This window comes from Paenibacillus sp. TC-CSREp1, assembly GCF_050171015.1.
Taxonomy (GTDB): Bacteria; Bacillota; Bacilli; order Paenibacillales; family Paenibacillaceae; genus Paenibacillus; species Paenibacillus silvae.
The window spans coordinates 36,744-62,482 of record NZ_JBNOKM010000018.1 but is presented as its reverse complement, the minus strand read 5'-3'; the positions used below and the strand labels follow the sequence as shown (position 1 = coordinate 62,482).

General features: G+C 47.6%; 23 protein-coding genes and 2 pseudogenes. 3 read left to right on the top strand and 22 right to left on the bottom strand.

Going from position 1 to position 25,739, the window contains the following annotated elements; genetic code table 11:
• Window positions 1-119 precede the first annotated feature (119 nt).
• Both ACQSGY_RS24665 and ACQSGY_RS24660 read right to left on the bottom strand, forming a co-directional pair.
• Window positions 120-746, bottom strand: a pseudogene (locus ACQSGY_RS24665) (YkoP family protein); the annotation flags it as partial.
• A gap of 354 nt (window positions 747-1,100) precedes the next feature.
• A pseudogene (locus ACQSGY_RS24660) lies at window positions 1,101-1,514 on the bottom strand (polysaccharide deacetylase family protein); the annotation flags it as partial.
• A gap of 181 nt (window positions 1,515-1,695) precedes the next feature.
• Between ACQSGY_RS24660 and ACQSGY_RS24655 the strand changes: the two are divergent.
• Entirely contained in the window at window positions 1,696-2,844 is a 1,149-nt protein-coding gene (locus ACQSGY_RS24655; protein ID WP_427181327.1) for an AI-2E family transporter, read from the top strand.
• A gap of 23 nt (window positions 2,845-2,867) precedes the next feature.
• Here the strand turns inward: ACQSGY_RS24655 and ACQSGY_RS24650 are convergent, their stop codons facing one another.
• The 15 genes from ACQSGY_RS24650 to ACQSGY_RS24580 form a co-directional block, all read right to left on the bottom strand.
• Complete coding sequence (locus ACQSGY_RS24650; protein WP_427181326.1) at window positions 2,868-4,640, bottom strand: peptidoglycan D,D-transpeptidase FtsI family protein; 1,773 nt, start codon at window positions 4,638-4,640, stop codon at window positions 2,868-2,870.
• 161 nt (window positions 4,641-4,801) lie between these two features.
• A complete protein-coding gene (locus ACQSGY_RS24645) occupies window positions 4,802-7,090 on the bottom strand; it encodes a methyl-accepting chemotaxis protein (RefSeq protein WP_427181325.1) in 2,289 nt (762 codons plus the stop codon).
• Between the two features lie 320 nt (window positions 7,091-7,410).
• Window positions 7,411-8,178 (bottom strand): pentapeptide repeat-containing protein, encoded by a 768-nt coding sequence (locus ACQSGY_RS24640; RefSeq protein WP_427181324.1) that lies wholly within the window; start codon window positions 8,176-8,178, stop codon window positions 7,411-7,413.
• Between the two features lie 95 nt (window positions 8,179-8,273).
• A complete protein-coding gene (locus ACQSGY_RS24635) occupies window positions 8,274-9,602 on the bottom strand; it encodes a peptidase U32 family protein (protein WP_145406084.1) in 1,329 nt (442 codons plus the stop codon).
• Window positions 9,603-9,619: 17 nt separating this feature from the next.
• On the bottom strand, window positions 9,620-10,549 hold the full coding sequence (locus ACQSGY_RS24630; protein WP_427181323.1) for a peptidase U32 family protein: 930 nt from the start codon (window positions 10,547-10,549) through the stop codon (window positions 9,620-9,622).
• Window positions 10,550-10,563: 14 nt separating this feature from the next.
• Window positions 10,564-11,604, bottom strand: a complete 1,041-nt coding sequence (gene mltG, locus ACQSGY_RS24625) for an endolytic transglycosylase MltG (protein ID WP_289370203.1) — start codon at window positions 11,602-11,604, stop codon at window positions 10,564-10,566.
• Between the two features lie 75 nt (window positions 11,605-11,679).
• Window positions 11,680-11,994, bottom strand: a complete 315-nt coding sequence (locus tag ACQSGY_RS24620) for a DUF1292 domain-containing protein (RefSeq protein ID WP_090915530.1) — start codon at window positions 11,992-11,994, stop codon at window positions 11,680-11,682.
• Window positions 11,995-12,294, bottom strand: coding sequence for a DUF1292 domain-containing protein (locus ACQSGY_RS24615; protein WP_090915532.1), 300 nt, complete (start codon window positions 12,292-12,294; stop codon window positions 11,995-11,997).
• A 12-nt stretch (window positions 12,295-12,306) separates the two neighbouring features.
• Window positions 12,307-12,723, bottom strand: a complete 417-nt coding sequence (gene ruvX / locus ACQSGY_RS24610; RefSeq protein WP_184186045.1) for a Holliday junction resolvase RuvX — start codon at window positions 12,721-12,723, stop codon at window positions 12,307-12,309.
• Between the two features lie 125 nt (window positions 12,724-12,848).
• Window positions 12,849-13,109: an IreB family regulatory phosphoprotein gene (locus ACQSGY_RS24605; protein ID WP_090915537.1), complete on the bottom strand. Its 261-nt coding sequence runs from the start codon at window positions 13,107-13,109 to the stop codon at window positions 12,849-12,851.
• 129 nt (window positions 13,110-13,238) lie between these two features.
• Window positions 13,239-15,860, bottom strand: a complete 2,622-nt coding sequence (gene alaS / locus ACQSGY_RS24600; RefSeq protein WP_289370197.1) for an alanine--tRNA ligase — start codon at window positions 15,858-15,860, stop codon at window positions 13,239-13,241.
• Between the two features lie 471 nt (window positions 15,861-16,331).
• A complete protein-coding gene (locus tag ACQSGY_RS24595) occupies window positions 16,332-17,399 on the bottom strand; it encodes an AI-2E family transporter (protein WP_216519164.1) in 1,068 nt (355 codons plus the stop codon).
• Between the two features lie 319 nt (window positions 17,400-17,718).
• Complete coding sequence (locus tag ACQSGY_RS24590) at window positions 17,719-17,928, bottom strand: hypothetical protein (protein ID WP_090915543.1); 210 nt, start codon at window positions 17,926-17,928, stop codon at window positions 17,719-17,721.
• Between the two features lie 10 nt (window positions 17,929-17,938).
• Window positions 17,939-18,460, bottom strand: coding sequence for a PRC-barrel domain-containing protein (locus tag ACQSGY_RS24585; protein ID WP_111270139.1), 522 nt, complete (start codon window positions 18,458-18,460; stop codon window positions 17,939-17,941).
• Window positions 18,461-18,624: 164 nt separating this feature from the next.
• Window positions 18,625-19,776, bottom strand: coding sequence for a cysteine desulfurase family protein (locus ACQSGY_RS24580; protein ID WP_427181322.1), 1,152 nt, complete (start codon window positions 19,774-19,776; stop codon window positions 18,625-18,627).
• A 147-nt stretch (window positions 19,777-19,923) separates the two neighbouring features.
• Here ACQSGY_RS24580 and ACQSGY_RS24575 point away from each other — a divergent pair, with 147 nt between their 5' ends.
• The gene (locus tag ACQSGY_RS24575) at window positions 19,924-20,277 is read left to right on the top strand and encodes a hypothetical protein (protein WP_427181321.1); all 354 of its coding nucleotides are present in this window, start codon (window positions 19,924-19,926) and stop codon (window positions 20,275-20,277) included.
• A 241-nt stretch (window positions 20,278-20,518) separates the two neighbouring features.
• On the opposite strand, the gene cymR is transcribed toward ACQSGY_RS24575, so the two are convergent.
• On the bottom strand, window positions 20,519-20,938 hold the full coding sequence (cymR, locus tag ACQSGY_RS24570; RefSeq protein WP_111270142.1) for a cysteine metabolism transcriptional regulator CymR: 420 nt from the start codon (window positions 20,936-20,938) through the stop codon (window positions 20,519-20,521).
• Window positions 20,939-21,278: 340 nt separating this feature from the next.
• Between cymR and mnmA the strand changes: the two genes are divergently transcribed.
• Complete coding sequence (gene mnmA, locus ACQSGY_RS24565; RefSeq protein WP_184185742.1) at window positions 21,279-22,403, top strand: tRNA 2-thiouridine(34) synthase MnmA; 1,125 nt, start codon at window positions 21,279-21,281, stop codon at window positions 22,401-22,403.
• A 156-nt stretch (window positions 22,404-22,559) separates the two neighbouring features.
• Here the strand turns inward: mnmA and crcB (ACQSGY_RS24560) are convergent, their stop codons facing one another.
• From crcB (ACQSGY_RS24560) to ACQSGY_RS24545, 4 genes are all read right to left on the bottom strand, one after another.
• On the bottom strand, window positions 22,560-22,919 hold the full coding sequence (crcB, locus tag ACQSGY_RS24560) for a fluoride efflux transporter CrcB (protein WP_427181320.1): 360 nt from the start codon (window positions 22,917-22,919) through the stop codon (window positions 22,560-22,562).
• Window positions 22,916-23,317: a fluoride efflux transporter CrcB gene (gene crcB / locus ACQSGY_RS24555; RefSeq protein WP_427181319.1), complete on the bottom strand. Its 402-nt coding sequence runs from the start codon at window positions 23,315-23,317 to the stop codon at window positions 22,916-22,918. The genes crcB (ACQSGY_RS24560) and crcB (ACQSGY_RS24555) overlap by 4 nt, the downstream gene beginning before the upstream one ends.
• Before the next feature lie 139 nt (window positions 23,318-23,456).
• Window positions 23,457-24,764, bottom strand: a complete 1,308-nt coding sequence (locus ACQSGY_RS24550) for a replication-associated recombination protein A (protein ID WP_184185736.1) — start codon at window positions 24,762-24,764, stop codon at window positions 23,457-23,459.
• A gap of 52 nt (window positions 24,765-24,816) precedes the next feature.
• Window positions 24,817-25,737, bottom strand: coding sequence for a LysR family transcriptional regulator (locus tag ACQSGY_RS24545; RefSeq protein ID WP_427181318.1), 921 nt, complete (start codon window positions 25,735-25,737; stop codon window positions 24,817-24,819).
• Window positions 25,738-25,739: the final 2 nt, after the last annotated feature.

Sequence of the window (25,739 nt, the reverse complement as noted above, 5' to 3'; positions counted from 1 at the left end):
AAAAAGGATGCGCTCAGCCAGTGTGGCAGAGCGCATCCTTTTTGTATCACAGCATAATAAGTCCTTGGCCTGTATTTTGAAATAATTTCGTGTGATTTCATTTCATTTCAGTTCGTTGCCTAGTTTCGTTCTGGCAAAATTTCATTTTCGAGCAGAATGGACTCGTCTCGCCTATCCTCAGTCGAAGCAGCAGCAAGTTTATGGTGCTGTCCGTAGCGCCTCAGCAGTTCCTCCACCGGCATAACAATCATTTTAGGCACCAATTGATCTGTACGCTGCTTCAAGCGCTCTGTGCCTGCCGGATGAATAACACTAAGCAGCAGCTTCAGATATAACCTGGAGGCCATGCTGAATGGCCCTGGGGGCAGTTCCTGAATCGTAAATCCAAACTTCTCGGGTCCACGATTAATCATACTCACACCGTAGATGGCTTTCGCTGAGCGCAGCTCAGGATCGGCTGCAACAAGCTCAGCCAGATCAGGCAGCTGCTGTTCCATCGTACGAATCATACGAATCGCCAGATGCATGCTTGAACGCGAGGTTACTCCGAGCTCATATAATTTCTGATTATCAAAATGCAGCTCAATCATCGGATCTCCGTTCTGCATAACATATCCTTGCCCCATCTCTACCCTTGCACCGTGGTATACCCTGGAACGGAAATGCAGCATTGGATCTTCCGGGGAAGCCGTTCTCAGATGGTATACCCAGTGAAACAGCTTCTCCCAACCTAACCATAAAGCAACCACAGCACGTTTCCACAGCTTCAGTTTGATTTGTGTCTCGTTTTGACTTACAAGGGCAGCTGCTCGGTCACCATACATCAGCGTATCCACTCGAACACTGGTTAACCCACGGCGCTTCGCTTCCTGAAGCACGGTTGCCAGCGCTCCAAGCATCTGCTCTGGCGCTTCTGCATCTGCTCCCAATGTTGTGCCCCGATCATGCAGCAGAAATACCTCTCCGCCCTTCAACTTCCGAAGCATGCGTTCCGTCAACCGCTCAGCACCTACGCTGCATTTCCAGTCCTCAAACATGGCGGACCACAAAATGATTTTACGATCCTTTTTGCTGAAAAAGTCAAACAGGTTCATAATGCCCCATGGCGGACGATAATAGCAGGTTCTCTCACCTGTAATCTCTTCAATAATCTGACCCGTTCTTTCGATCTGATCCCGTACCGTTCGCGGACGCATCAACCAGTTGGTTTTATGAATATAATTATGAATACCGATGAGATGACCTTCTGCATGTATACGTCTGATCAATTCCGGGTGACTCTCCGCATGCTCTCCCACAACAAAAAAGGTGGCCTTGACGTCATGCTCTCGCAGCAGATCAAGCAAGCGAGGCGTATATTGCGGATCAGGACCGTCATCAAATGTTAAAGCATACGCCGTATCACTATTTCCCCTTCTGAATACACGAAAACCAAAAAGTCTGCTAATCAGACTTGGAATAAAAGCGTAAAAAGAGGACAGATACAATAACCACAGTAAAATACTCTGAAGCATCGTTGTCATGATGTTGATTCCCCACTTCTCCTGCTATTTTACGGCCCATAGGCACTATCTAAAATAAACCGCCTTTAATTTTATCATAATTATCAAATTACATAAATGCTGTTTCCCCAAAACAGCGCTATCATGTACAATAAACACAATCTAATTTCTACCTGTAAAGGAGTCTATGTCCATGCTGCCGCTGTATAAAAAATACGGGCGTACCGTTTTTGATATCGCTCTGCTCGTGTTAACCGTGTACGTTATCATGTTCACTTTTAGTAAATTGTATCACATCGCTGCACCCGTTTTCCTTTCATTTATTGTATTCTGGATGATTGAACCATTAGCCCGTTTTTTGCATCGCAAAGGGCTGCCCAAAGTGCTGGGCACGACTATTTCTCTCTTGTTATTTCTCGGACTGATCACTGCCGGCTTCTTTGGCGTTGGTTTCTTCATCGTCTCGCAAATTTCCGATCTTCAGGTCAACTTCCCGGGATATGTTGAGTTAATTCAGCGTGAATTCACCAATCTGGTACTGCTTATACAGGACAAGTCAGATGCCCTTCCCGAGGGCATACTGGATAAAGTCAATGAATATTTCGCTACCCTGTCCGGTTTTCTGTCCAAATGGGTTACGAGCGGAGCACAATTTATCATCGGTTTTCTCAGCTCATTCTCTTCCTTTATAACCAACTTCGGGATTGCGATCATTCTCGCCTTTTTCCTCAGCATCGAGATTGAATCCTGGCGTAAGTTCGCTCGTGCCAAAATGCCAAAGACATTAAAAACGGCTAACGATTTTATGCGCACCCATGTGTTCAAGACCATTCGTTCCTACATCAAAGCACAGATCATTATGATGCTTATTACATTCGTATTGATATATGCAGGACTGCTGATCATGGGAACTTCCAACGCTTTTACAATCGCAGCCGTCTGTGCCATCTTTGATCTGGTACCGCTGCTCGGCGTGCCTGTCATATTCATCCCATGGATTATTTATTTACTTATTGTGGGAGACAGCGTGCTTGCCATCGGTCTGATTGTCATTCTGGCCGTAACGATGCTGACTCGCCAATTGCTTGAACCTAAAATTTCGGGCAATTCGATTGGCGTCTCTTCTGCTTATTTGATGCTTTCCTTTATGCTGATTTCTCTCTCGATCTTTGGACTGGCAGGGGTTGTACTTTCTCCTGTGCTTCTGATTCTATTAAAAGAACTGCTTCAGCAAGGTTATCTGCAAAAATGGATTCATCTGCCGCAGGACGAATTCGACTCCTCACCTCTCGTGATGGACTCGCCTGATCCCGGTTCTTCCAGAAAAACGGGTGAAGAGTAAACTGTAGTTCAGGATCAAACAGCTCACTTCGAGCTTGCCAAGTAGTCCATCACCTTCCCGAATAAAGCTGTAGCCTGATGAGAACTGCTTGGAGAGACGTTTTGCACGAGCACAGCCACAGCATACTTAGGTTCTTCAATGGGGCCATATCCGATAAACCATTGATGGTTTTTAGGTGTACCCTTCTGCATAACCTGAGCCGTACCTGACTTCCCTGCAACATGCCATCTTGCATGCTGCAGGGATTTTCCTGTACCTTCACGGACAACGGTATGCATCCAGCTTACTAATTGATGTGCGGTAGCCGGAGATATTTTTCCCGCTGCCGATGGAGATACATGTAATGGCATCTCCAGCATTGTGCCTCCGTCCGCATACCGGATACGTTGTACAAGTCGGGGAGCAGTCACTTGACCCTCATGCAGCAGTGTTACCACCAGGTTTGCCGCCTGCAATGGAGTAACCAGAACGTCCCGCTGTCCAATGGCTGTCTGAATTCTGGCTCCTTCATCGTCAGACTTGACAGCAGGTGTTCGAATACGCCCTGACTCTTCGTGATCAAAATGTTTTAACACAGGCATGCCCGCAACATGCTGCTCTTGCCAACCTACAGCACGTGCAAGACCCAGACGATCCGCAGTCTGTTCCAACTGCTCCATTTGCAGTCTGCGGGCCGTTTCAGCAAAAACCATGTTGCAGGACTCGGCAAAGCCCTGCTCCAGATTCAGATCCCCATGTCCATGCTGCTTCCAGCAGGAAAGACCATATTTTCCGTAATTGCCTTCACAGTGGAACTGCTCATTCCGGGAAACGACCCGATTCTCCAGTGCGGCGGCTGCGGTCACAATTTTGAAAATAGAGCCCGGCACCGCTGCCTGGATAGCCCGATTTCCCCAGGAGGAGGATTTCCCGGGGTCCACATGCTGTGGATCGTAAAAAGGGCGTGAGACCATGGCACGTACATCTGCATTCATGGCATCCAGCACAACGACCGCGCCTTCCTGCATCCCGGAAGATTGCGTAAGGTCCTCAATGGCTTGCTGTATCCCGGCATCAATTGTCGTTTCCACCATTAAAGGATAGTGTTTATTTGCAGGTGCAATAACTCGTGGCTGCATCTCCGAAATAACCTGTCCATTTCCCTCTACCATCCGGGATACCAAGGTCGGACCGATTCCCCTTAATAAAGGCTCCAGTGTTCTCTCCAGCCCGGCTGCTCCAGATTTCATTGCATATGGCTGCTTCACCTCATCCTGGTAGCTATCTGACCGCCCGGATACGGCTGGTTGTTCGTTCAGGTATCCCAGCCATTGACTGCCGCTTGCTTTGTGAGGGTACCTCACCATAACGGGATAGACTTCGATCCCCTCGATCTGCAGCTCATGTATGCGTTGACGCTGCATTTCATTTAGCCGAATGGGCTCTGACCCGCCTCCAGTCCAGAAATGAGGAGTCTGCTCCCGCTGCCACTCCGCTTTGAGCAAATCTGTCCGGCTATCTAATATTGACGCCAATTGTTCGAGCTTGAACTGCCTCTTATGTTTGTCCGCCTTCGAATTCGAGCCCAATTTGTGCTTTCCTGGAAAAAAAACAAGCCCCCATTCAAGTCTGCCGGTTAATAAACGTCCATGATGATCCGTAAACTGCCCTCGGCCCGAATCAAGCATCACACCTCGTTCACGCTGCACCACAGACATCTCACGCAGCGTTCGTTGATATCCTGGCATCACCCGGTTCACCTGCACCATCTGAATCCACCCAAGTCTTAGTGCGAGCATTGTAAAAATGAGTGTCAAGCCCGCGCAAAGTATCGCTATGCGGCGCTTCCATCCAAGCTGCAATTGCACGTTTATATTCCACCCTTGCCGTTTTCAACTATTATCCGTTAACGTGGTTGGAATTATCCGGAAAAATAAAAGAAAACCTGCCCCGATCAGGGACAGGTCCGATAAACGTTTTATATGGTGAAACGTGACAATGTGTCTTTCAGTTCATTGGATACACTTTCCAGCTTACCTGACAGACTTACTAGCTGGTTACTGATATTTTGCTGTTCACTGCTCAGTGAAGCAACTTCCTCAGAAGTGGCCGAGGACTCTTCAGCAACCGCGCTGACATTGCTCATCGCTTCAGACAATGTAGCCTGAGATTTGCTCAGTTCTCCAATGGAGCCTGTAACCATACCAAGACGCTCCACAAATGCACCCATCTGCTCCTGTACAGAAGCAAAGATCACATTGGTATCCTTCACCGCATCCATCTGTTCCTTGAATAACGGGTAGGCATCAGACAGGGCCGAAACTGTTTCATTCATCTCTGTCATAATTTTGTCCGTAATCTCTCCGACCATATCAATGGACTGTCTGGATTGGGCTGCAAGCTGACGAACTTCATCCGCTACAACCATGAATCCACGACCTGCCGCTCCTGCACGTGCCGCTTCAATGGTTGCATTCAGAGACAAAATGTTCGTCTGTTTCGTAATATTCTGCATAACGTCCAGCACTTTCAGGACAGAGGATGTGCTTTCTTTCAGGGAATCCACTTTCCTCATCAATGAACCGATCATTTCTTCGGTTTTCTGTGTTTTGGTCATCAGCTGATTCAGATGCTGTGTACCCGTCTGACTGGACTTCTCCACATGGCGGGCTGAATCGCCCATCTCCTCATTGGCAGCAATGACATTTTCCATCTGGCGAGAAATGTTGTCTGTCAACTCATTGCCTCTCTCTGCTTCTGTCGCCAGACTGCCTGCACCACCAGCAATTTCTTCTGTCGCTACAGCGATCTCGGATGCAGATACCGCTGTTTTCTTGGAAGCGTTGCTCAGTTCTGCGGCTGTATCTAACACTTCCTGTGCTGTGCGATTGGTTTGCTCCACCAGACTCGTAATCTGCTCCATCATCGTATTAAATGCAGCGGACAACTGTCCGATCTCGTCCTGTGAAGCGAATGGCGTCCTTACTTTCAGATTACCTTTCGCACCCTCCTGCATCAAATCTTTCAATTTGCTGAGTGGACGTGCAATCATGCGAACCATCCATACACCAATTAACACGGCAATAACAGCATCTACAAGTGCCATCCACAGGGTCAGTGTTAAAATACCCTTTGCGTCCTTCACCAGCATGGAGGTCGGAATCAAACCGATGAGCTTCCATGCAGATGTATCCATCGTACTGTATACAGCCAGCATGTTGGTTGCTTTACCATCTACATCATATTCGGCATTGGTACTTCCTGCTGCTTCCGTTAAATCTTTGACAAAGGCCAGGTCTGTTGCTTTACCCGTATGACCCGCAACGGTAGAAGCGACCACTCGATTATCAGGCGCAATTAGTTGTAGCACCGAACCCGGCCCCAGATCCAGTGATTTCAACTGCTCCTCGAGCACCTCCAGCTTTAACTCAATGATCAGCACATAGGACTGTGTCGTGCCCTGCAGGTTCTTCATGGAACGTGCAATTCGGAAGGTTGCCGATGATCCGTCTGTCTTCTCCTCTGTAGGGAGCCAGCGGTATCCGCCTTGTGAAATAAGATCACTGTACCATGGTTCCTGACGTATGCTTCCCATGGATGAACTACTGTTTCCTGTGCCCATCACCGATTTGGATTCATCTGTAGGCACCAGATAAATCGCTTCCATAGATTTATTTGTAAATGCAACATTTGATAACTGCTTATTGATCGAGCTCGTGTTCACAAATGTATCATAGGCAGTCAAATTTGGATCTGACATTTTTTGAAGCAGACTTTGCATTTCTGGATCAAAGAAAATCTGAGTAGACGTATCTACAAATCTCTCCAGAATGATATCAAGCTTCTGTTTGGTTTGATCAATGGTCTCCTGATTTGCTCTCGATGCATTGGCCTCAATCGTATTTTTAGCCTTCGAATAGGACAATAGACCTAAACTCACAACCACAATCATAATTGCTGCAAAAAAGATCAAGAAAAGCTTAACCCCTACAGATTTGACCGGATTCACTTTTCTGATCTGTCTAAACGAAGTTCCTCCGAGCCCTTTCCAATCCCGATTTTTCAGCTGTTTTTTCATCCAATCTGTCTTAAGCCGATTAAGCCGGATTTTACTAAAATCAATCTTGAAAGGCTTTTTAGTGCCTCCTTCTTTTTTGATTTTGACCGGTTTAGCTTTCTTTACCTTCTGTGTCTTATCAGGCTTAGCCTGTTCGGGCTGTGTAAACTGTTCCCCACTGTTTTTATCCTTCTTTTGAACCAATCCCATTCACCTGCCACTAATTTTCTTGTTAGATTTTTATCTCTCCCCTATAAATATGTAGTATTCGACAACATTCCCTCTTTCCCTCCAATTCCTCGGAAATATATTACAACTTTTTTCCTATTTTTCTATAAAAAAATGAGACCCATTTACCGATATAGGGAGGTTTATTATCAAAAAAAGCATCTCCTCCACCTTGTTTCCCGGTGATTTGGAGATGCTTTTTGTTATCCTTTAGTACTGTAGGTGGATTAATGGGTACATTTAGCTACTTGCCTCAAGCGTTCATACAGCCATCCAGAGCAATCGATTAGCATTCATTCTTCTTAAGATGAAGCTTCCCCTACACCCAGACTACTGAAAAAGCGCTCAACAAAAACCTTACCATATATTTTCTTCATATGCGCCGTGTTAAACATATATTGTTCCATAGACTCGAGCTTGCGCAGACTTCGACTCAGTATTTTCCGATCGTCGTCAGACAGTACAAGATCATCGTCGATCTCCTTCAAAGCCTTTTTGACACGTGCGGATATCTGTTCAATATACAGATGATTTTTGGCTTTTGGCGGGATACATTGCGACAGGTCACAGCCGACAAAACGAACTCCGTCAAGGATGCAGTTCTCAAAGTTGGCGATTAGTTTTTGTCTGCCATTTCCCTCAAACGTAATATCCACCAGCTTGCCAGTAAAGGAACAATTGACGATCTTCGCCACTTGTAAAATCCGATCATTGAATCTGCATTTAACAAAAGAACAGTCGATAAAGGTAGCATTTTCTAAGGTCATGCCTCTCATATCGCAGGAGGTAAATTCGCAATTGTTGAAGACAGCTTCGTCTTTGGCCATGCCAACTGAGCGCAAGTCGGAACGAATAAATGTACAATGATCCATTGTACAACCGGCAAAAAATCTCGCATTCGTAAGATCACATGTATCAAATACAAGATGATGCAGGTTACAGCTCCAAAATATCGGTGAACCAACATTCGAGTTTGTAATCGTCGTCCCGCTTATCGTTTCGTGTTCATATCTGACCACATCCGAAAATAACTCGTTGTCTACGGACATTCCAGACTCAAGTCTTCTCATTCCTATCCCCCAATCCACTCCGGAGTGGATTTTTCCGTCCTCTCCGTTCACGTGTAAATGAACAGTTCAACTTATACAAGAAGCAGATATATAATTTACTTCTTTTTTCTCATCATATCAAAGTAGGACACTGGCTGATCCACTTTCATCTTAACCAGCTGTAACGGATGGCGAGCAGCATCAAGCACATTGCCCTCTTCATCCTGAATTTCGCCAACCACCTGTTTGAAAAACGTACCGTTTGGACCGAAAAATTCAATCTCCTGTCCCGGTTTGAAGTGGTTCCGCTGTTGAATCGTTGCCATGCCTGTAGCTGCATCATAATCCATAACGAGACCGGCGAAGTCATAAGGCACTGCCTTCTCTTCAGGCTCGTAGATATGATCCTCGTGATCAGGCGTGTCGTAGAAGAATCCGGTATTCAGCGGACGGTTCGCCGCTTTATTCATCTCTTCCACCCACTCGGGTTTCAGCACATAATTTTCAGGATCAGCCATGTATGAATCAATCGCCTGACGATATACATTGACCACCGTTGCAACATAGTGTATGGATTTCATGCGGCCTTCAATCTTGAAGCTGTCAACACCGACATCAATCAATTCAGGAATGTGCCCGATCATGCACAGATCCTTCGAACCCATTGAGAAGGCGTTATCCTGCTCCTGGAATAGAGGCAGCTGATTTTCACCCAGCTTGAACGGTGCGGGAGCCTTCATCTGCATATCCTCTTCACTTACCCAGACCGTACCCTCTCTTGCGTCCTCGAAGAGATCATATTTCCAGCGGCAGGACTGGCAGCAGCCTCCGCGGTTGGAATCCCGGTCTGTAAAATGGTTCGACAACACACAGCGTCCTGAATAAGAGGAACACATCGCACCATGAATAAAAGCTTCGATCTCGATATCCACATGATTTTTGATCTCTTCAATCTCTTCAAAGCTTGTTTCACGGCCCAGCACCACACGTGGTAGCCCTTCGTCCTTCCAGAACTTCACAGCCTGCCAGTTCAATGTAGACTGCTGTGTGCTAAGGTGCACTTCAAGACCTGGTACGGCACGCAGTGCTACCTCGATGATCGCCGGATCAGCAACGATAACTGCGGAGATGCCTGCATCATACAGGTTCTTCAGGTACGCTTCAATGCCTGCCACATCTTCGTTATGGGCATAAATATTTGTTGCTACAAAAACTTTGGCACCATATTTTTTCGCAAACTCCACACCTTCACGCATTTCTTCAAAGCTGAAGTTGTCCGCATTGGAACGAAGTCCATACGCCTGTCCGCCGATATATACAGCATCTGCACCATAATGAATCGCAAATTTTAATTTTTCCAGATTTCCCGCCGGAGCCAGCAGTTCCGGTTTATCCAGACGGTTACGTTTACCGGAGAACTTCCGCTTGACCGCCACTGTTTCCATCTTGTTCACCTCTTCGATTAATACACTTGTTCTTTGTAGAAAAATCCAAACGACAATTCCCGCTCAGGGTCCTGCAGCTCACGAACTTCCTTCAGCCACTGCTCGTCATATTCATACGATTCCGGGTCAGCTTCATACATGTCGATAGCCTTACGGTACGCCCTAACAACGGCTTCGTTATAAGCAAGAGGTTTCAGCAGCCCCTCAACCTTGAAGCTGTGCACACCTGCCTCCATCATCAGATGAAGATCCTCCAGAATGCAGATATCCTCAGAGCTCATAATATGGGTTCCGTTCATATCCTCATAAATCGGGAATTTCTCATCCCGCCGCTCAGCTTCAATCAGGAACAAGCCGCGTTCCTTGCCGAGATGCCCTTCGACCGGACGCCCCTGGTGAGCCATGTAGCTTTGCACCAGACTGCGCTTGGAGTGATAAATATTGGTCATCCCATGAACCTGCACCTGCGCTTCCACTTTTAAAAATGGAACCATCTCCGTGATCTCGTCCATGTTCAGCTCACGGGCAAGCACAACCCGGCTGGCCCCTTTGGTTCCCCAATAGTTGGCTGTGGCATAGTTCGTGGACGTCATCTCCGCGTTCCAGTGCAAACGGATGTGCGGAGCATGCTCCTTGATCGCAGCCAGTACGGACGGGTCATTAAACTCAACCGCGTGCACATCAGTCCGGCCCAAAGCCTGCACATATTCAGGCAATTCTTTCAGTAATTCATTGGACATCAGGTTGTTCATGGACACAATGACATGTGCGTTATGCTTTGCAGCCAAAGCTGCCACCTCTGCGGTTTCTTCCATACTGAAGCTGCCCGGCAGACGCATGCCAAAGCGGTCATCTCCAATTAACAAAGCGTCTGCTCCGGCCTGAAGCAGCGCTTCGGCCTCTTTTACATTAGCCGCCGTCACAAGCAACTCATGTTTCTTACTCATCTAATCCCCTCCGCTTATTGCGCAGCCTTACTTTTGGCTATATTTTGCTGATGTTCCTTGTATGTCTTGGCAAAGAGATGCCCTGAAGTACCATCCTTTTTCGTTACATAGAACAGATATTCCGAAGCTTCCGGGTTCAACGCGGCGTTGATGGACGCAAGACTCGGACTGGCAATCGGACCTGGCGGCAAACCTTTGTTCAAATACGTATTATACGGACTTTGCACCTTCAGATCCTTGAACAGCAGCCTTGCCTTCGGTTTATCCAGCAAATACTGCACCGTTGCATCAATCTCCAGCTTCATGTCGTCTTTAATCCGATTATAGATTACACCTGACACCAATGCCCGCTCTTTGTCTACAACAACTTCTCGTTCCACAAGCGATGCAATAGTCAACAATTCATGTAGTGAAAGCTTTTTCTCCTCAAGCTTGGCCTGCAAATCAGGAATAGAGTTAACTCTCGTCTCGAATTCTTCCAGCATTCGCTGCATCACATCATGCGTTGTGCTGCCTTTTTTCATTTCGTACGTTTCCGGGAACAAGTAACCTTCGAGTGCATATCGCAGTTCCTCGTCTACTGGTATGCTTTTAATGATCTCCACATCAAAGGCGGATGGCTCATTCGCCAGCTTGAGGAATTCCTTCTTATCCACAATACCCTCTGCTGAAAGCTTGTCCGCCATCTGCAGAACGGTGTACCCTTCCGGTATGGTGAACTTCACCATCTCCTCGGGAACGACATCACCGCTGTTCAATTTATGAATTATTTCATCATACGTTAGACCTGGATTCATGGAGTACTTTCCGGCCATGAATTTACCGCCAAGTTTGTTCCACTTCAAGTACCCTTTAAATGCCAGACTGCTGCGTATCAGTCCTTCTTGCTGAAGCTGATCCGCAATCCGGGAAGTTCCCGATCCGCTTTTGATCTCAAACACGACAGGCTGGGAAGAAGCTTCGACCGGACGCATCATACTCCATATAAATCCGGCAGCTCCCGCGGCCAGAATCAGCAGCACCAACAGCAGTCTCCATATGATTTTGCCTTTCAACAGAGATGCAACTCCTTTACACAACCAAAAAGAGCGGACTGCTCCGCCCTTCCGGTTTTTTCAATTTGAAGCTGATTAATCCTCGTCAATCGGGAGAGTGCACTCATCATAAAGCTCCGAGATGCTCTCCCACTCGTCGTCATCATCAATCGTAACTAATTCCGGCATGATCTGGTCTTCACTGCCAGGTACAACCCGCAGCAGCTCAACTTCGTCATACGGACGCAATGAACTGCGGAGCACCGCGTACTGCTGCCCATGCACTTCAAATTCAGCGAGCAGTTCGTACGGATGTGATTTACCGTTCTCTTCCTCGAGCTCCACATGAGCACCGAATGCCAGACGCAGCGAATCTGTCCATTTCAGGTCCTTGCGATTATATTCCGTCATTTAGTTCGCTTCCTCTTCATCTTCAGCAAGAAATGTATTAAAGGTCTCCTCGACAATATCCCACTCGGCATCATCTTGGATCACGAAAAGTTTGATATCGTCGCCGTCTTCCTCATAACGGAATGCATATACATCCGTCTCGCCATCTTCAGGTTCAACCGGAGCAACCATCATATACTTGGCCTCCGAACCGTCTACTTCGAATTTCATGATGACTTCAAATTCCTCTTCATTACCTTCATCATCTGCAATGTAAATGATCTCGGCTTCTTCTTCCATACCCAGTTGATCTTCAGCCATTGTTGATCCCCCTCACCTTGTACTATTGGCATCCAAATAATTTTGCAAAATCAGGCTGGCGGCCATTTTGTCCACAACCTGTTTGCGTTTTTTGCGGCTGACATCCGCTTCAATCAGCGTACGTTCGGCTGCCATCGTTGTCAGCCGTTCATCCCAAAGGTGAACAGGTAAATTCAGCTCGCCCCGCAGGCGTTCGGCAAACGCAATACATAGTTCACCGCGCGGTCCTACGGTACCGTTCATGTTCTTGGGGAGTCCAACTACAATCTCGCTGATTTCGTGCTCCCGCACCAATTCAGCAATTCGCGTGAACTCACCTTCATCCCGGCGGCGTTCAAGCACTTCCAATCCCTGGGCAGTCCAACCGAAGGCGTCACTCACGGCAACTCCGATTCTGCGGTCCCCGTAGTCCAAACCTAATTTTTTCATCATGCTCTCCCATCCTAAGGCCTGTGCGTAGCAATAGCTCATCGCCTGCTCAGACTTCAGTCTGTCTTCTGTCGGTTCATTGTTCGTTGTTCTGCATGGCTGCAGACCAACGAAAGCGGCGTATATTACCGGTGATTGGCCAGATAGGAACGTACCAGCTCTTCAATCAGCTCGTCGCGCTCCTTTTTCCGGACCAGACTGCGTGCGTTGTTGTGACGCGGAATGTACGCGGGGTCGCCAGATATCAAATATCCAACGATCTGGTTAATGGGATTATACTCTTTATCGACCAGCGCGTCATATACCGTGAGAAGAATCTCTTGTGAAGATGCCTCCTGCTCATCACCTTTCACATTAAATTTAACCGTCTTATCCATGGAGTCCATTGATGACACCTCGCTCCTGCATGAACATGGGGACCATGTCCTGCCGAATTGATTTCTGTTTATATAATAACATATTCTGACTGCCACAAGTACACAAAGGATAAGGCAATTGTGTTTTTTGCTTGTCCTTTACTGGCTAACGAGCGAAACGGCCAGTTTCAGCGCTTCATCCAGCTTACTTGCGTCCTTGCCTCCGGCCTGTGCCATATCGGGACGTCCACCGCCACCGCCGCCGCATACAGCCGCAACTTCCTTGACAATTTTGCCCGCATGCAGACCTTGTTTCACCTGCTCCGCAGGCACTGCAACAACAAAATTCACTTTACCGTCTGCTGGCGCACCCAATACAAGCACCGCATCAGGCAATTTTACTTTCAGCTCATCGGCAACGGTACGCAGTGCATCCATATTTGGTGCATCCACGCGTGCTGCCAGCACTTGTGTATTACCTGCTTGTACGACTTGATCCGTAAGCTGACCCGCTTCCATTGCACTGAGTTTGCTTTGCAAAGATTCAGTCTCTCTTGCCGCTTCTTTCAGCTGCTGATTCAGACCTTCTATCCGCTTAGGCACATCAGTTACATTCGCTTTAAGCAGCGCTGCGGACTGCTTGAGCAGTTCAAGCTGACTTTCCACATACAGATAAGCACCTCGACCTGTTACAGCTTCAATCCGGCGTACGCCAGAGCCTATTCCGCTCTCGCTCACCAGTTTGAAGATTCCGATCTCTGAAGTATTATTTACGTGACAGCCGCCACAAAGTTCCAAACTGTAATCTCCAATCTGAACAACGCGTACGATATCACCGTATTTTTCTCCAAACAGGGCCATAGCGCCCATAGCCTTCGCTTCATCAATACCTTTCAGCTCGATGTTCACGTTCAGGCGATTCCAGATCTGCTCGTTTACTTGACGCTCGATCTCCGTCAGCTCTTCCGGCGTAATGCTGCCGAAGTGAGAGAAGTCAAAGCGCAGACGCTGCGGTTCCACCAGGGAACCAGCCTGATTAACATGCGTGCCCAGCACATCTTTCAACGCTTTATGCAGCAAGTGGGTTGCCGTATGGTTTTTGATAATGTCGCCGCGTTTGGTTGCATCCACCTCGGCTTGAATAACATCTCCCACACGAAGCTCACCAGACTCAATCGTTACCATGTGCACATGCTGCCCTTGCGGAGCTTTAAACAGACCTTGAACCTTTGCTACAGCACTTGCACTGCGAAGCAAGCCCTGGTCACTGACTTGACCGCCGCTTTCCGCATAGAAAGGTGTTCTGTCCAGAATAACCTGAGCGGTCTGTCCCTCGCCTACAGCGTCTGCAAAAGCATCTCCCGCTACAATGGCTACCACTTTTGCTTCCGTCAACAGGTCAGTATATCCAACAAACTCGCTTTTAACCTCCAGGTCGGCCAGCGGTCCGCCTTGAACCTTCATGCTTTCGTTCTCCTGGCGTCCTGCACGCGCACGATCGCGCTGCTCCTGCATCGATGCATCAAAGCCTTCGCGATCTACCGTCAGACCATGTTCAGCTGCATAATCTTCTGTCAGGTCAAACGGGAATCCATACGTATCATAAAGCTTGAACGCCTCCGGTCCGCTAATCACCGTACGTCCTTCGGATTTTGCTGTCTCGCTGATATCAGCCAGAATCGCAAGTCCATCGGACAACGTTTCATGGAAACGCTCTTCCTCGGTTTTGATGACTTTGGCAATAAACTCCTGCTTGTCCACCACTTCCGGATAGTACATGCCCATGACTTCACCAACGGTTGTTGTCAGTTCATACAGGAACGGACGATCCAGCCCCAGCACTTTACCGTAACGAACAGCTCGGCGCAGCAAACGGCGGATAACGTACCCACGGCCTTCATTGCTTGGCAGTACACCGTCACCTACAGCAAAAGCCACCGTACGAATATGATCGGCAATCACTTTGAGTGCAACGTCAATCTCGACACTATCGTTATATTTTACACCTGCAAGCGCAGCTGTTTTTTGAATCATCGGTTGGAACAGGTCTGTATCAAAGTTGGAATCTACATTTTGCAGAATGGAAGCAAAGCGCTCCAAGCCCGCGCCTGTATCAATGTTTTTGTTCGGAAGCGGTGTATAGCTGCCGTCCTTGTTATGATTAAATTGCGAGAATACAAGGTTCCACACTTCCAGGTAACGCTCGTTTTCTCCACCCGGATACATCTCTGGATCATTCATGTCACTGCCGTAGGCTTCGCCGCGGTCATAGAAGATTTCGGTACAAGGTCCGCATGGGCCTTCGCCGATATCCCAGAAGTTCTCATCCAGCTTGATGATCCGTTCTGCAGGCAATCCGATTTTTTCATTCCACAGCTTGAATGCTTCCTCATCTTCCGGATAAACGGTAACGGACAGACGATCCGGATCAAATCCGATCCATTCTTTGCTCGTTAGAAATTCCCAAGCCCAGGTAATCGTTTCTTCCTTGAAATAATCTCCAATGGAGAAGTTACCAAGCATTTCGAAAAACGTATGGTGACGACGTGTTTTGCCGACATTTTCGATATCGTTTGTACGAATACATTTTTGAGAGTTGGCCAGGCGTGGATTCTCAGGCTTCTCCCGTCCGTCAAAGTACGGCTTGAGCGGCGCCATACCTGCATTGATCCACAGCAACGAAGGATCGTTGTGCGGCACAAGCGATGCACTTGGTTCAATTTTGTGACCTTTACTTGCAAAGAACTCAATCCATTTGGAACGAATTTCACTAGCTTTCATACTGGTTGCCCCCATCAAATTATAAGTTCCGCAGCGGTGTCGCTTCGGTTGGTTAACATGAATTCTTGATAACACATGTGTAAAAATAAACACAAAAAACGCCCCTGAATTGATCAGGGACGATGTTATCGCGGTACCACCCTGGTTATTGTTCTCATCTCCAAAAAAGACGAATAAACGAACAATCTCCTCGTTAATGCGAATAACGGTCGCGCCCGGCAGGGTTGTCCTGCACTCCGAAATCAGCTTTCTGCCGCTTCTACTTTCAAGACTTTTCCAGCCAGCGAACTCAGAACATGTCTGAATTCAAAGAAGTCTATTCTCTGAGAAAAGGAACCCTCGGCATACTTCAATTCATCATCGATTTTATTTTGTAAACATACACCCTCATTATATCGACAGAGTCAGCCAGTGTCAACGCGCCGGATAGACGAATCGCAGACATTTCACTCGTTCTGCCATCCTCTGAGCTCATTCCGTTTTCCGTTTAATATAATAAGCGAAAAAGTGCTGCACAATGACCTTGAGTACGGCAAAAACAGGCACTGCCAATATGAGTCCCACAATGCCCGCCAGCTCGCCCCCAACCAGCAGGGCAAAAATAATGGACAGCGGGTGCAGATGCAGGGTACGGCCCACCACCTGGGGCGAAACGACGTTGCTTTCCAACACTTGGCAGAGTGTATTCACGCCAATAACCAGCAGGACCATTTTAAAAGAAACCGTTGAAGCCATCACCACCGCAGGTGCTGCCCCTAGAAAAGGTCCCAGATAAGGCACGATGTTGAACACAGCCACGATGCTTGCCAGAAGCAGAGCATAGGGCATATCAATCACAATATATCCGATGTACGCAAAGATGCCGACGATAATACAAACGATAAATTGGCCCCGAATGTAGTTGCCCAGAGCAGTATCGATCTCCTTCATCACCGAAACAATCGCCTTGCGGCGAGAACGCGGCAGATAAGCCACGATCGTGCGTTCAAACACATCAAAATCTTTTAACATATAAAAAATCAGAAACGGCACGATGAATACGTTAAACAGCACATTGATCGTTGCTCCGATATTGTCCATCAGCACGGTAATGCCTTGAGTGAGCCGATCCTCCATCTGAAAAAACCAGCTGTTCATGCCTGTGCGTATGCTTGGCGGCATTAATTTGTGATCCATGCTATTCATCAGGCTTTGCGCACGCATCGATAATTCCGGCATATGCTCGTTTAATTCCTCAAGCTGCTCGATCAGTACAGGGATGACATTCATCAAAATAACCGCGATGCAGGTGAGGAAAAAAGCATAGATTAACAGCACCGCGATCGAGCGCGGAACCTTGCGTCCACCCAGCATGCTGACAATGGGATTTAGCACATAAGATATAATCAGGGCTACGATGAACGGGGCAAGCACCGTTTTGATGAACCCGTAGATATGTAAAAACAAAGGACGCAGCAGCCAGATAAAATACAAGATAATCAATCCGAGCAAGAGCCAGATCGCATAACGAAACATTTTGTTTTTGGTTAATTGCTCCACCTTAATCTCTCCCCTTGACTGACTCTTTTATCCGGTTGTTGGACTGGCTCTAGAAGTCAGTATATGTAGGAAAGAGATTCTTTATTAACCTAAATCCGGGGAGCTTGTGAGCCAGGCGCATAGAAGTTTATTTACGAAAACAAAAAAACGCCCCTTCATTAAAGAAGGAGCGCATTTTGCGAAAATGTACAGCATATCATTATACATGTCCCGTATGAGCATATGTAACTGCATCTATATCCATCTGTCGCCGAATTGCGACAGCTTTTATTGACATGTGTTGTCATAAAACCGCATATAGAGGAAGTTATGCCGCGATTTAAGAAGAAGCATGAATGTGAGGAAAGTCTTGCGGCAGCTCTTCTCCAAAGAAAAGATCATCCAGGGAGCTTAACGTGCCGTCCTCTTCCACCTGATAAACAGACATTTTCTCACCGTTTACCGTTAATTCAATAAAGCATCCCCAGCAATAAAACTGATGGGAGCCAATTTTTCCGATATCTTTTGAACTACAATTTGGACATTTCATATTCATTCACCTATCCATTAACAGAATGAATGGCATTTTCCAAGCGCTGCTCACTCAGCGGCGGCACCATAATGGCACTTTCTCCGATAGACATATCACTTGTACATGGCAGCCATTTACGGCCCTCGATCAGATCGGACACAAAACCGTCCGTAATTTCAATCCCTATTATTGTATTTCCCAACTCCTGGTCAAAATAAACATCAGAGACTCGTCCGAGCAGCAAACCTTCTTCGGTGAGCACGGACATCTCCTTCAACTTCGAGCGACCAAGGAGGTATGTGTACTTTATGTCGTCGGCCCCCGTCTTGCGGACGGCCTGTTGATTACGGATCATGACGGCATCTTCGCCATAGGCAACGATATCTTCCCATCGCACCATTTTGACATGATTGGTAAACAGGCCTTTGTTCTCAAGTTCAATGCCTTCAATCTCCCAATCATCATTCACAATGAAATCCTGGATTTTACCGACCTGCTTCCCGTCCTCGACATCAAAAACGGCAAGTCCGATCATTTCCTGAAGCTTCATCGCTGGGTCCCCCTCATCTTCTTCACATTGTATAGGCGCGGCGTTACTGCTAGGTATGCCCAAAGTTGATGAGTGGCAATCAGACGCCGATCATCAAACCGCTTCTATGCAACCGATGAAAATGGAACTTCTCCCCTCCTTCTGTTCCAAGTATATAGAGCCCCTTAGGGTCTATTACGCAGGCGTTCGAGAATGGTTCCAATTTTTTCGGCGGTTATGATGATTTCTTTTGTAGTATTACCCAAACCCCAGCTAAATCGAATCGCAGACTGCAAAAATGCCTCCGGCAAATTCATCGCTTGCAGCACATGAGATACTTCCAGCGAGCCAGAAGTACAGGCCGAGCCGCTTGCCACGGCAATACCCTCCATATCCAGATTCATCAGCATCGTCTCGGTAGTTACCTCAGGGAAGCTGATATTGAGAATATTGGGAAGAACGTGCTCTGCATGGCCGTTCACATGAAAATGTTCAGTTCCAACATGAAGCGCAAGCTGATCGAGCAGCAGCGTTCTCAGTTCCAGATCATGCTGAAGGCGCGCATCCGCTTGCTCGGTTATAATCTTGAGGGCTTCTGCAAATCCTGCGATACCTGCAATATTCTCCGTACCTGCGCGACGTTTGCGTTCCTGCAATCCTCCGTGCGCTCTTGCCTCCAAGGTAACCCCGCGTCTGACATACAAGGCACCGACACCTTGAGGTCCGTTAATTTTGTGTGCCGAGAAGCTCATCAGATCTACAGGCAAGTCTCTGCAGGAGATTGGCTGGCTGCCCAGTGCCTGAACCGCATCGGTATGAAACAAAATTCCATGCTCGCGTGCGATTTCCCCAACCTCACGAATGGGCTGAATGGTGCCAACTTCATTGTTAGCATACATCATTGTAATCAGCACCGTGTCTGGACGAATCGCTTCCCGCAGTTCCTCCAGTCTTATGCGGCCGTATTCATCTACACCCAGATAAGTCACATCGAACCCCTGGCGCTCCAGCTCCTGGCAGGAATGCAGCACAGCATGATGTTCAATCAAGGTAGTAATTACATGTTTTCCTTGATCCGCTCGCGCAGCTACTGCACCGAAAATCGCCAGATTGTCACTCTCCGTGCCGCCACCTGTGAAAACAAGCTCGTCCGGAAAGCAGCCCAAGGATGCCGCGATCACATCTCTCGCTCCACTGACAGTCCGTTTGGCTTCCCGTCCAAAAGCATGAATACTGGATGCATTACCATACTGCCCGGTCATAACCTTCATCATCGCTTCAGCGACTCGTGGATGCATAGGGGTCGATGCGGCGTGATCCAAATAAATACGTTGCATTGCTGTCACCTCACTGGTTGTTAAAGTTCATTATGTCATTGCATTTCTTAGTCTGGTATAACAAGTCCGATTGACAAATTAATCAAATGTGAACCTGTCGCATCATCGTGTATAATGTAAAATATAAATTTGAAAGGAAAGATAAGCATGAGTGATGCGATCCTTAATCAAATTCTGAATCAGCTGCAGCAGATGGACAAACGTTTTGATCAAGTAGATCAACGGCTCGACAAAATGGATGAACGATTTGACAAAATGGATGAACGACTTGATTCGTTTGATCAAAGACTCAGTACCATTGAAGAGCACACCAAGAACATCCCATTACTTCAGCAAGCTGTTCTGGAAACGCTCGATATCACCAAACGCCTGGAGGCATCTCAAATTACGTTAGAACGTAAAGTGACCTCCGAGTTAAACACCCACCAGCACAGTATAGATATACTAAACCGCCGTCAGTTGCGTATGGAAGCAGATATTGAGACGTTGAAAAGCCGTTAGAGAATGCACAGCATGACGCTCTAACATTGATCAAGTTGCGTGTGATCTGGCGGCTTTTCCTTGTTTCATTTAATGCTGATGTACATATAATATTTCATCCAAGATTCACATGAAGATTCAATTAACAAGGCTGATAATACACCAAAATAATCACGAAATGCTTTAATCTCTGTTGGCACGGCTAAAGCCCCCATGTTGGGGGCTTTAGTGTGTCGTCTGGATGATCAACTCATATCGCGGTCTAGATGTAGAACATGTAGCTATCTTTTTTATCCTGATCCTCGAAGCTGATTAAATCTTTCAACGTTGTTGAATCAAGCACATCTGCAATGCTGTCACGAATGCGAAGCCAAAGATCACGCTTTGCCGGGTCATCTTCTTCTGTAAAGTCTACCGGAGAGATTGGTCCTTCAAGTACACGAATAACATCTCCCGCAGTTACCGTTGCAGCATCACCTGCCAAAATATAACCGCCATATGCGCCGCGGATACTCTTGACCAATCCGGCATTGCGCAAAGGTGCGATCAATTGCTCCAGATAATGCTCCGAGAGCTGGTTGCGCTCGGCAATGCTTTTGAGTGATGTAGGGCCTTCGCCAGTTCTGGCAGCCAGCTCCATCATGATTGTGAGGCCGTAACGGCCTTTTGTCGATATTTTCAAAGGAGTCACCTCTTTCAATTTTCAGAAAAACAAACTGGAATGTAAATTAAATATGTTCCCGTGTAATGTTCTCACTGTGGTTCATGATCATCTAATCCATAAGTCCGCCTGGCAGGAACACAGAAAACAGGTCCTTCTGTTCTAATTCACCGTATTCCGATCATAACCCTCAAGTAATGTTAACATAATTGCATGCGTTATGGAAAAGAAAGATTGACGATTTTACAAAATGTGCGCCTGGAGTGGACACTATCCAAAATTGGCCGGGTGTATCGTAAGTTGAGCCGGGTTATGCTAGAATAGAAACGAAACACATTTATATATAGAAGTGGTGATAACGATGTCCAAAGCAAATGAAAATACACGGGTCGTCGTTGGCATGTCCGGAGGTGTAGATTCATCTGTAACCGCATTGCTTCTCAAAGAGCAGGGTTACGATGTCATCGGCATTTTCATGAAAAACTGGGATGATACGGACGAGTTCGGCCACTGTACCGCTGAAGAGGATTCAGAGGACGTGCGCCGGGTATGCGAGCAGATCGGCATTCCATATTACACTGTCAACTTCGAGAAAGAATACTTTGATAAAGTATTTACCTATTTCCTTGATGAATATAAGTCAGGTCGTACGCCGAATCCGGATGTCATGTGTAATCGTGAGATCAAGTTCGGTGAATTTCTGAACAAAGCGCTGGATCTCGGTGCAGATTATGTAGCTACAGGTCACTATGCACGCCTCATTGAAGAGGATGGCGCTTTCAAGCTGCTGCGTGGTGTTGACAACAACAAGGATCAGACCTACTTCCTGAACGCTCTTAATCAAAAGCAGCTATCCAAAGCCATGTTCCCGATTGGTCACCTGCCTAAACCGGAAGTACGCAAAATTGCTGAAGCTGCCGGTCTGTACACAGCCAAGAAAAAAGACAGCACGGGTGTATGCTTCATCGGCGAACGCAATTTCAAGGAGTTTCTAAGTAACTATCTTCCAGCCAAAGGCGGAGACATGGTTGATATCGTAACTGGTGAAGTTAAAGGGCGTCACGACGGTCTGATGTACTACACCCTTGGTCAACGTCAAGGACTTGGCATTGGCGGTTCCGGCAACGGCGAGCCTTGGTTTGTCGCAGACAAGGACCTGGAGAAGAATCAACTGCTCGTGGTGCAAGGTGATGCTCATGCCAGCTTATACTCTACCGGCTTGACGGCAACAGGCGTTAACTGGATCGCAGGTGCAGAGCACACGCCAAACGTTCCATTCCGGTGCACAGCCAAATTCCGTTATCGTCAGCCAGACCAAGGCGTGACATTGACTTGGCAGGAAGACGGCAGTGTGGATGTGCAGTTTGATCAGCAGCAAAAAGCGATCACACCAGGACAAGCTGTTGTTTTCTATGACGGCGAAGTATGTCTCGGCGGCGGTACCATTGATCAGGTGCAGAAAGTACCCGTTCCGGCCATGCAATAACATGCCGGACTACCATGACGGATTGACTGTTATCATTATGCACAGCATGAGCGAGTCAATCCCATGTAATCCTACAAAAAAAGCCGTCTTTCATGTAATACCATGAAGGATGGCTTTTTTCCTGCTTTTTTTTGCAAAAAAATTAAAATGCATTCCTTATGCAGTGAGCGAGACACCTGCCAGACAACCTGATACACCCAGCACAACAGAGCTTGCCACATACAGCAACGCTTTACCGTATCGTTCCCGTCCCATCAGCGTTAAGGTTTCATAACCAAAGGTAGAGAAGGTGGTATATGCTCCGCAGAAGCCCGTGCCCCATACAACCCACATTTCATCAGGTAACCTCCCTGCTTGATGGCTGCCGTACAACAGACCCAGAAGCAGAGAACCACTAACGTTGATCAGCCAGGTTCCCCAAGGGAATACGGTTCCGAGTTTACCTGAAATCACCTTGCCCAGGCTGTAACGAAGCAGCGCTCCCAGCACCCCGGCCAGTCCAATCCATATGATCATCGGATATCCCCCTCTTGTTTTGAAGATGCGAGCATATGATTTCCCAGCTTGATGCCAAGGGTGCAGAGCAGAAGTCCCGCCGCAATGCTAACAAAAAGATAAGCCGCAGCTTTAATCCATTCTCCACCCTCGGATAACCGAACGATATCCAGTGTAAATGTGGAGAACGTAGTGAGCGCTCCAGTAAATCCTGTGCCGATGGCGAGGCGAAGCCTCGGTGTAATTTTTTCAGGTATAGCGATGGTAAAAAACCACCCCAGGAACAGACAGCCTGCCACATTAATGAGCAGCACTGCCCATGGAAAACCCGTATTGGCAGCAGGTATCGCAAGTTGAATGGCATATCTCGTCAATGTGCCTATAAAGCCGCCTGCCCCGATATATGCTAACTCTCTCATCTGTGTACATCTCCCGGATCAAGCTTTGGAATCAATCGTTGGTTAACCTCTAATAATCGAAATAGCTACCGGACCGAATTTGCCTGATTGAACTTATATGATCCAAATTGGCAATTTCAGCTTGAGACTGCAAGCGAGATTATAACTCTCTGCGCCGCTGCTGATTCAGCCTGATCTTCGACTCATTCCCCTGCTCTGTCGCTTCATAAAACACTCGGCGAGATAGCTGCTTTGGCAAATACTCCTGCTTCACATAATGACCCGGATAGTTATGCGGATATTGATATCCCTCATGCCCCAGCTTGGCGGCTCCCGAATAATGTGTATCTCTCAGATGCAAGGGCACTTCAGCCGATTTAACCTCATCAATCGCACTCATCGCTTTGGATATCGCAGTGTACACCGCATTGGACTTCGGACTTTCAACTGCAAACAGAATCGCTTGCGCAATATTCAGCTTGGCCTCAGGCCAGCCGTTATTACGGTAAGCATCCAGTGCACCAATCGCCTGTGTCATCGCCTGCGGATTGGCCAGTCCAATGTCCTCACTGCTCGCGGCAATCAGGCGGCGAATAAACGTCATCGGGTCCATACCCAGCTTCTCCACCGCATACAGAAACCAGAACAGTGCTGCATCGCTCGAACCGCGAATGCTTTTGTGAAAAGCAGACAGCACGTCATACTGTGTAGACTCATCTGCCTTGACAATAGGACGGCGAATCGACTCTTCCGCAACCGCAAGGGTAATGTGAACCGTTCCATCCGGCTCAGGCGGTGTAGTGAGCGCAGCCAGCTCCAGTGCGTTCAAGGCACGGCGAATATCGCCGTTGGCCATCGTTGCAATGTGCTCCAGCGCTTCATCGTCTGCTCGCAGCTCCATAAATCCAAGCCCCTTATCCGCATCACTTAATGCTCTGCGCATCGCCACCATAGAGTGCTCCTTGGTTAGTGATTCCAGCTGAAACAGAGTGGAACGACTCATCAAGGCTCCGTTTACATAATGAAAAGGGTTCTCCGTCGTTGCGCCGATAAAAATAATCGTGCCCTTCTCCACCGCTGGCAGGAGCGCGTCTTGACGTGAACTGTTGAAGCGATGCACCTCGTCAAGAAACAGAATCGTCTTGCTTCCGTACAGCTGTTTGTTGGTCTGCGCCTGCTCAATCACTTCGCGTACATCCTTGACCGAAGCATCCACGGCATTCAACCGAACGAATTGTCCCTGCGTGTGCTGAGAGATAATGTGGGCAAGGGTCGTTTTGCCGCAGCCTGGCGGACCATAAAGTAGAATGGATGAAATCTGATCGGCCTCAATGGCCCGGCGCAACAGCTTTCCGGGGCCAATAATATGCTCCTGCCCGATGTATTCATCCAGATGCTCAGGCCGCATACGATCGGCTAACAGTCTCGCCTGCGGCTGTGTATCCTGTTGAAACGAAAATAAATCCATGTATAGTTCACTTCCTTAACGGATTGCCAATTTTAATGCTGCATCTAAAACATCACTTGCCATGCAGCAGTGCATGTTCTGAGCTATTCTCAACCAATGAATCTCCACTCGCTATCATATCACATCCCTGAGGCAGCATGGCTATAAATGCTCCAAGCGCGCTGCTGACAAACGCATCCTTGCGTGTAATAAAACGTGTCATCATGCGATTCATTCCCTCAGGAAGAGCATGCTTGCGCAGCGTGCCATTTTGAAGATGCTGGTGAATAACAATTTCGGGCAGCAAGGAGATGCCCATGCCTGAAGTCACGCCGCTTATAATGGCTTCCAGTGTCCCGAATTCCATAATGACAGGGCGATGGACACCGCTCAGAAGCATCCAGTCCTCCAGAATTTTACGATAAGAGCAGCCTATGCTGTACACCAATATCGGCTTCCGTATCAGTTCCTCCTTGGGCAAAGGCCGGGAAGAAACAACAAACAGCTCCTCGTCAAATACATCGACAGATTTAATATCAGGATGATCACAGGAGCAGCCGATAAAAGCTCCTTCCAATTCATAGCCGATTACCTGATCAATCAGCGTCTGGGAATGCCCCGTCGCCAGTGCCAGTGAAACGTCAGGGTACTGACTATAATATTGTGCCAGCAGACGCGGCAGCCTTACCGCAGCAGCTGTCTGGATTGAACCAATATGCAAAGGACCAGAAGGTGTATTGGTAGCCTGAAGGGCTCTGGAGGCATCATTTAACAGGCCAATAATTTTATCCGCATAGGTGAGCAGCATCTCGCCCGCTGGTGACAAGGTCATTCCCCGATTGTGGCGGATGAACAATGGCGTGCCTACCTCAGATTCCAGATGCCGGATGCGCGCCGTAACGTTGGATTGCACATACCCCATCTTGGCAGCAGCCCGGGTCAGATTACCTTCTTGTGCCACACATTGAAATATTCGCAGGTCTCCGCTCTCCATCC

What these genes read in the sequence shown, in the direction of transcription:
- ACQSGY_RS24655 (WP_427181327.1), top strand. Translation starts at nt 1,696, where the DNA reads ATGCTGCCGCTGTATAAAAAATACGGGCGTACCGTTTTTGATATCGCT.
- ACQSGY_RS24645 (WP_427181325.1), bottom strand. Translation starts at nt 7,090, where the DNA reads ATGGGATTGGTTCAAAAGAAGGATAAAAACAGTGGGGAACAGTTTACA.
- ACQSGY_RS24640 (WP_427181324.1), bottom strand. Translation starts at nt 8,178, where the DNA reads ATGAGAAGACTTGAGTCTGGAATGTCCGTAGACAACGAGTTATTTTCG.
- ACQSGY_RS24635 (WP_145406084.1), bottom strand. Translation starts at nt 9,602, where the DNA reads ATGGAAACAGTGGCGGTCAAGCGGAAGTTCTCCGGTAAACGTAACCGT.
- ACQSGY_RS24630 (WP_427181323.1), bottom strand. Translation starts at nt 10,549, where the DNA reads ATGAGTAAGAAACATGAGTTGCTTGTGACGGCGGCTAATGTAAAAGAG.
- ACQSGY_RS24620 (WP_090915530.1), bottom strand. Translation starts at nt 11,994, where the DNA reads ATGACGGAATATAATCGCAAGGACCTGAAATGGACAGATTCGCTGCGT.
- ACQSGY_RS24615 (WP_090915532.1), bottom strand. Translation starts at nt 12,294, where the DNA reads ATGGCTGAAGATCAACTGGGTATGGAAGAAGAAGCCGAGATCATTTAC.
- ruvX (WP_184186045.1), bottom strand. Translation starts at nt 12,723, where the DNA reads ATGAAAAAATTAGGTTTGGACTACGGGGACCGCAGAATCGGAGTTGCC.
- ACQSGY_RS24605 (WP_090915537.1), bottom strand. Translation starts at nt 13,109, where the DNA reads ATGGACTCCATGGATAAGACGGTTAAATTTAATGTGAAAGGTGATGAG.
- alaS (WP_289370197.1), bottom strand. Translation starts at nt 15,860, where the DNA reads ATGAAAGCTAGTGAAATTCGTTCCAAATGGATTGAGTTCTTTGCAAGT.
- ACQSGY_RS24590 (WP_090915543.1), bottom strand. Translation starts at nt 17,928, where the DNA reads ATGAAATGTCCAAATTGTAGTTCAAAAGATATCGGAAAAATTGGCTCC.
- ACQSGY_RS24585 (WP_111270139.1), bottom strand. Translation starts at nt 18,460, where the DNA reads ATGAAGCTTCAGGAAATGATCGGACTTGCCGTTTTTGATGTCGAGGAC.
- ACQSGY_RS24580 (WP_427181322.1), bottom strand. Translation starts at nt 19,776, where the DNA reads ATGCAACGTATTTATTTGGATCACGCCGCATCGACCCCTATGCATCCA.
- ACQSGY_RS24575 (WP_427181321.1), top strand. Translation starts at nt 19,924, where the DNA reads ATGAGTGATGCGATCCTTAATCAAATTCTGAATCAGCTGCAGCAGATG.
- mnmA (WP_184185742.1), top strand. Translation starts at nt 21,279, where the DNA reads ATGTCCAAAGCAAATGAAAATACACGGGTCGTCGTTGGCATGTCCGGA.
- crcB (WP_427181320.1), bottom strand. Translation starts at nt 22,919, where the DNA reads ATGATCATATGGATTGGACTGGCCGGGGTGCTGGGAGCGCTGCTTCGT.
- crcB (WP_427181319.1), bottom strand. Translation starts at nt 23,317, where the DNA reads ATGAGAGAGTTAGCATATATCGGGGCAGGCGGCTTTATAGGCACATTG.
- ACQSGY_RS24550 (WP_184185736.1), bottom strand. Translation starts at nt 24,764, where the DNA reads ATGGATTTATTTTCGTTTCAACAGGATACACAGCCGCAGGCGAGACTG.
- ACQSGY_RS24545 (WP_427181318.1), bottom strand. Translation starts at nt 25,737, where the DNA reads ATGGAGAGCGGAGACCTGCGAATATTTCAATGTGTGGCACAAGAAGGT.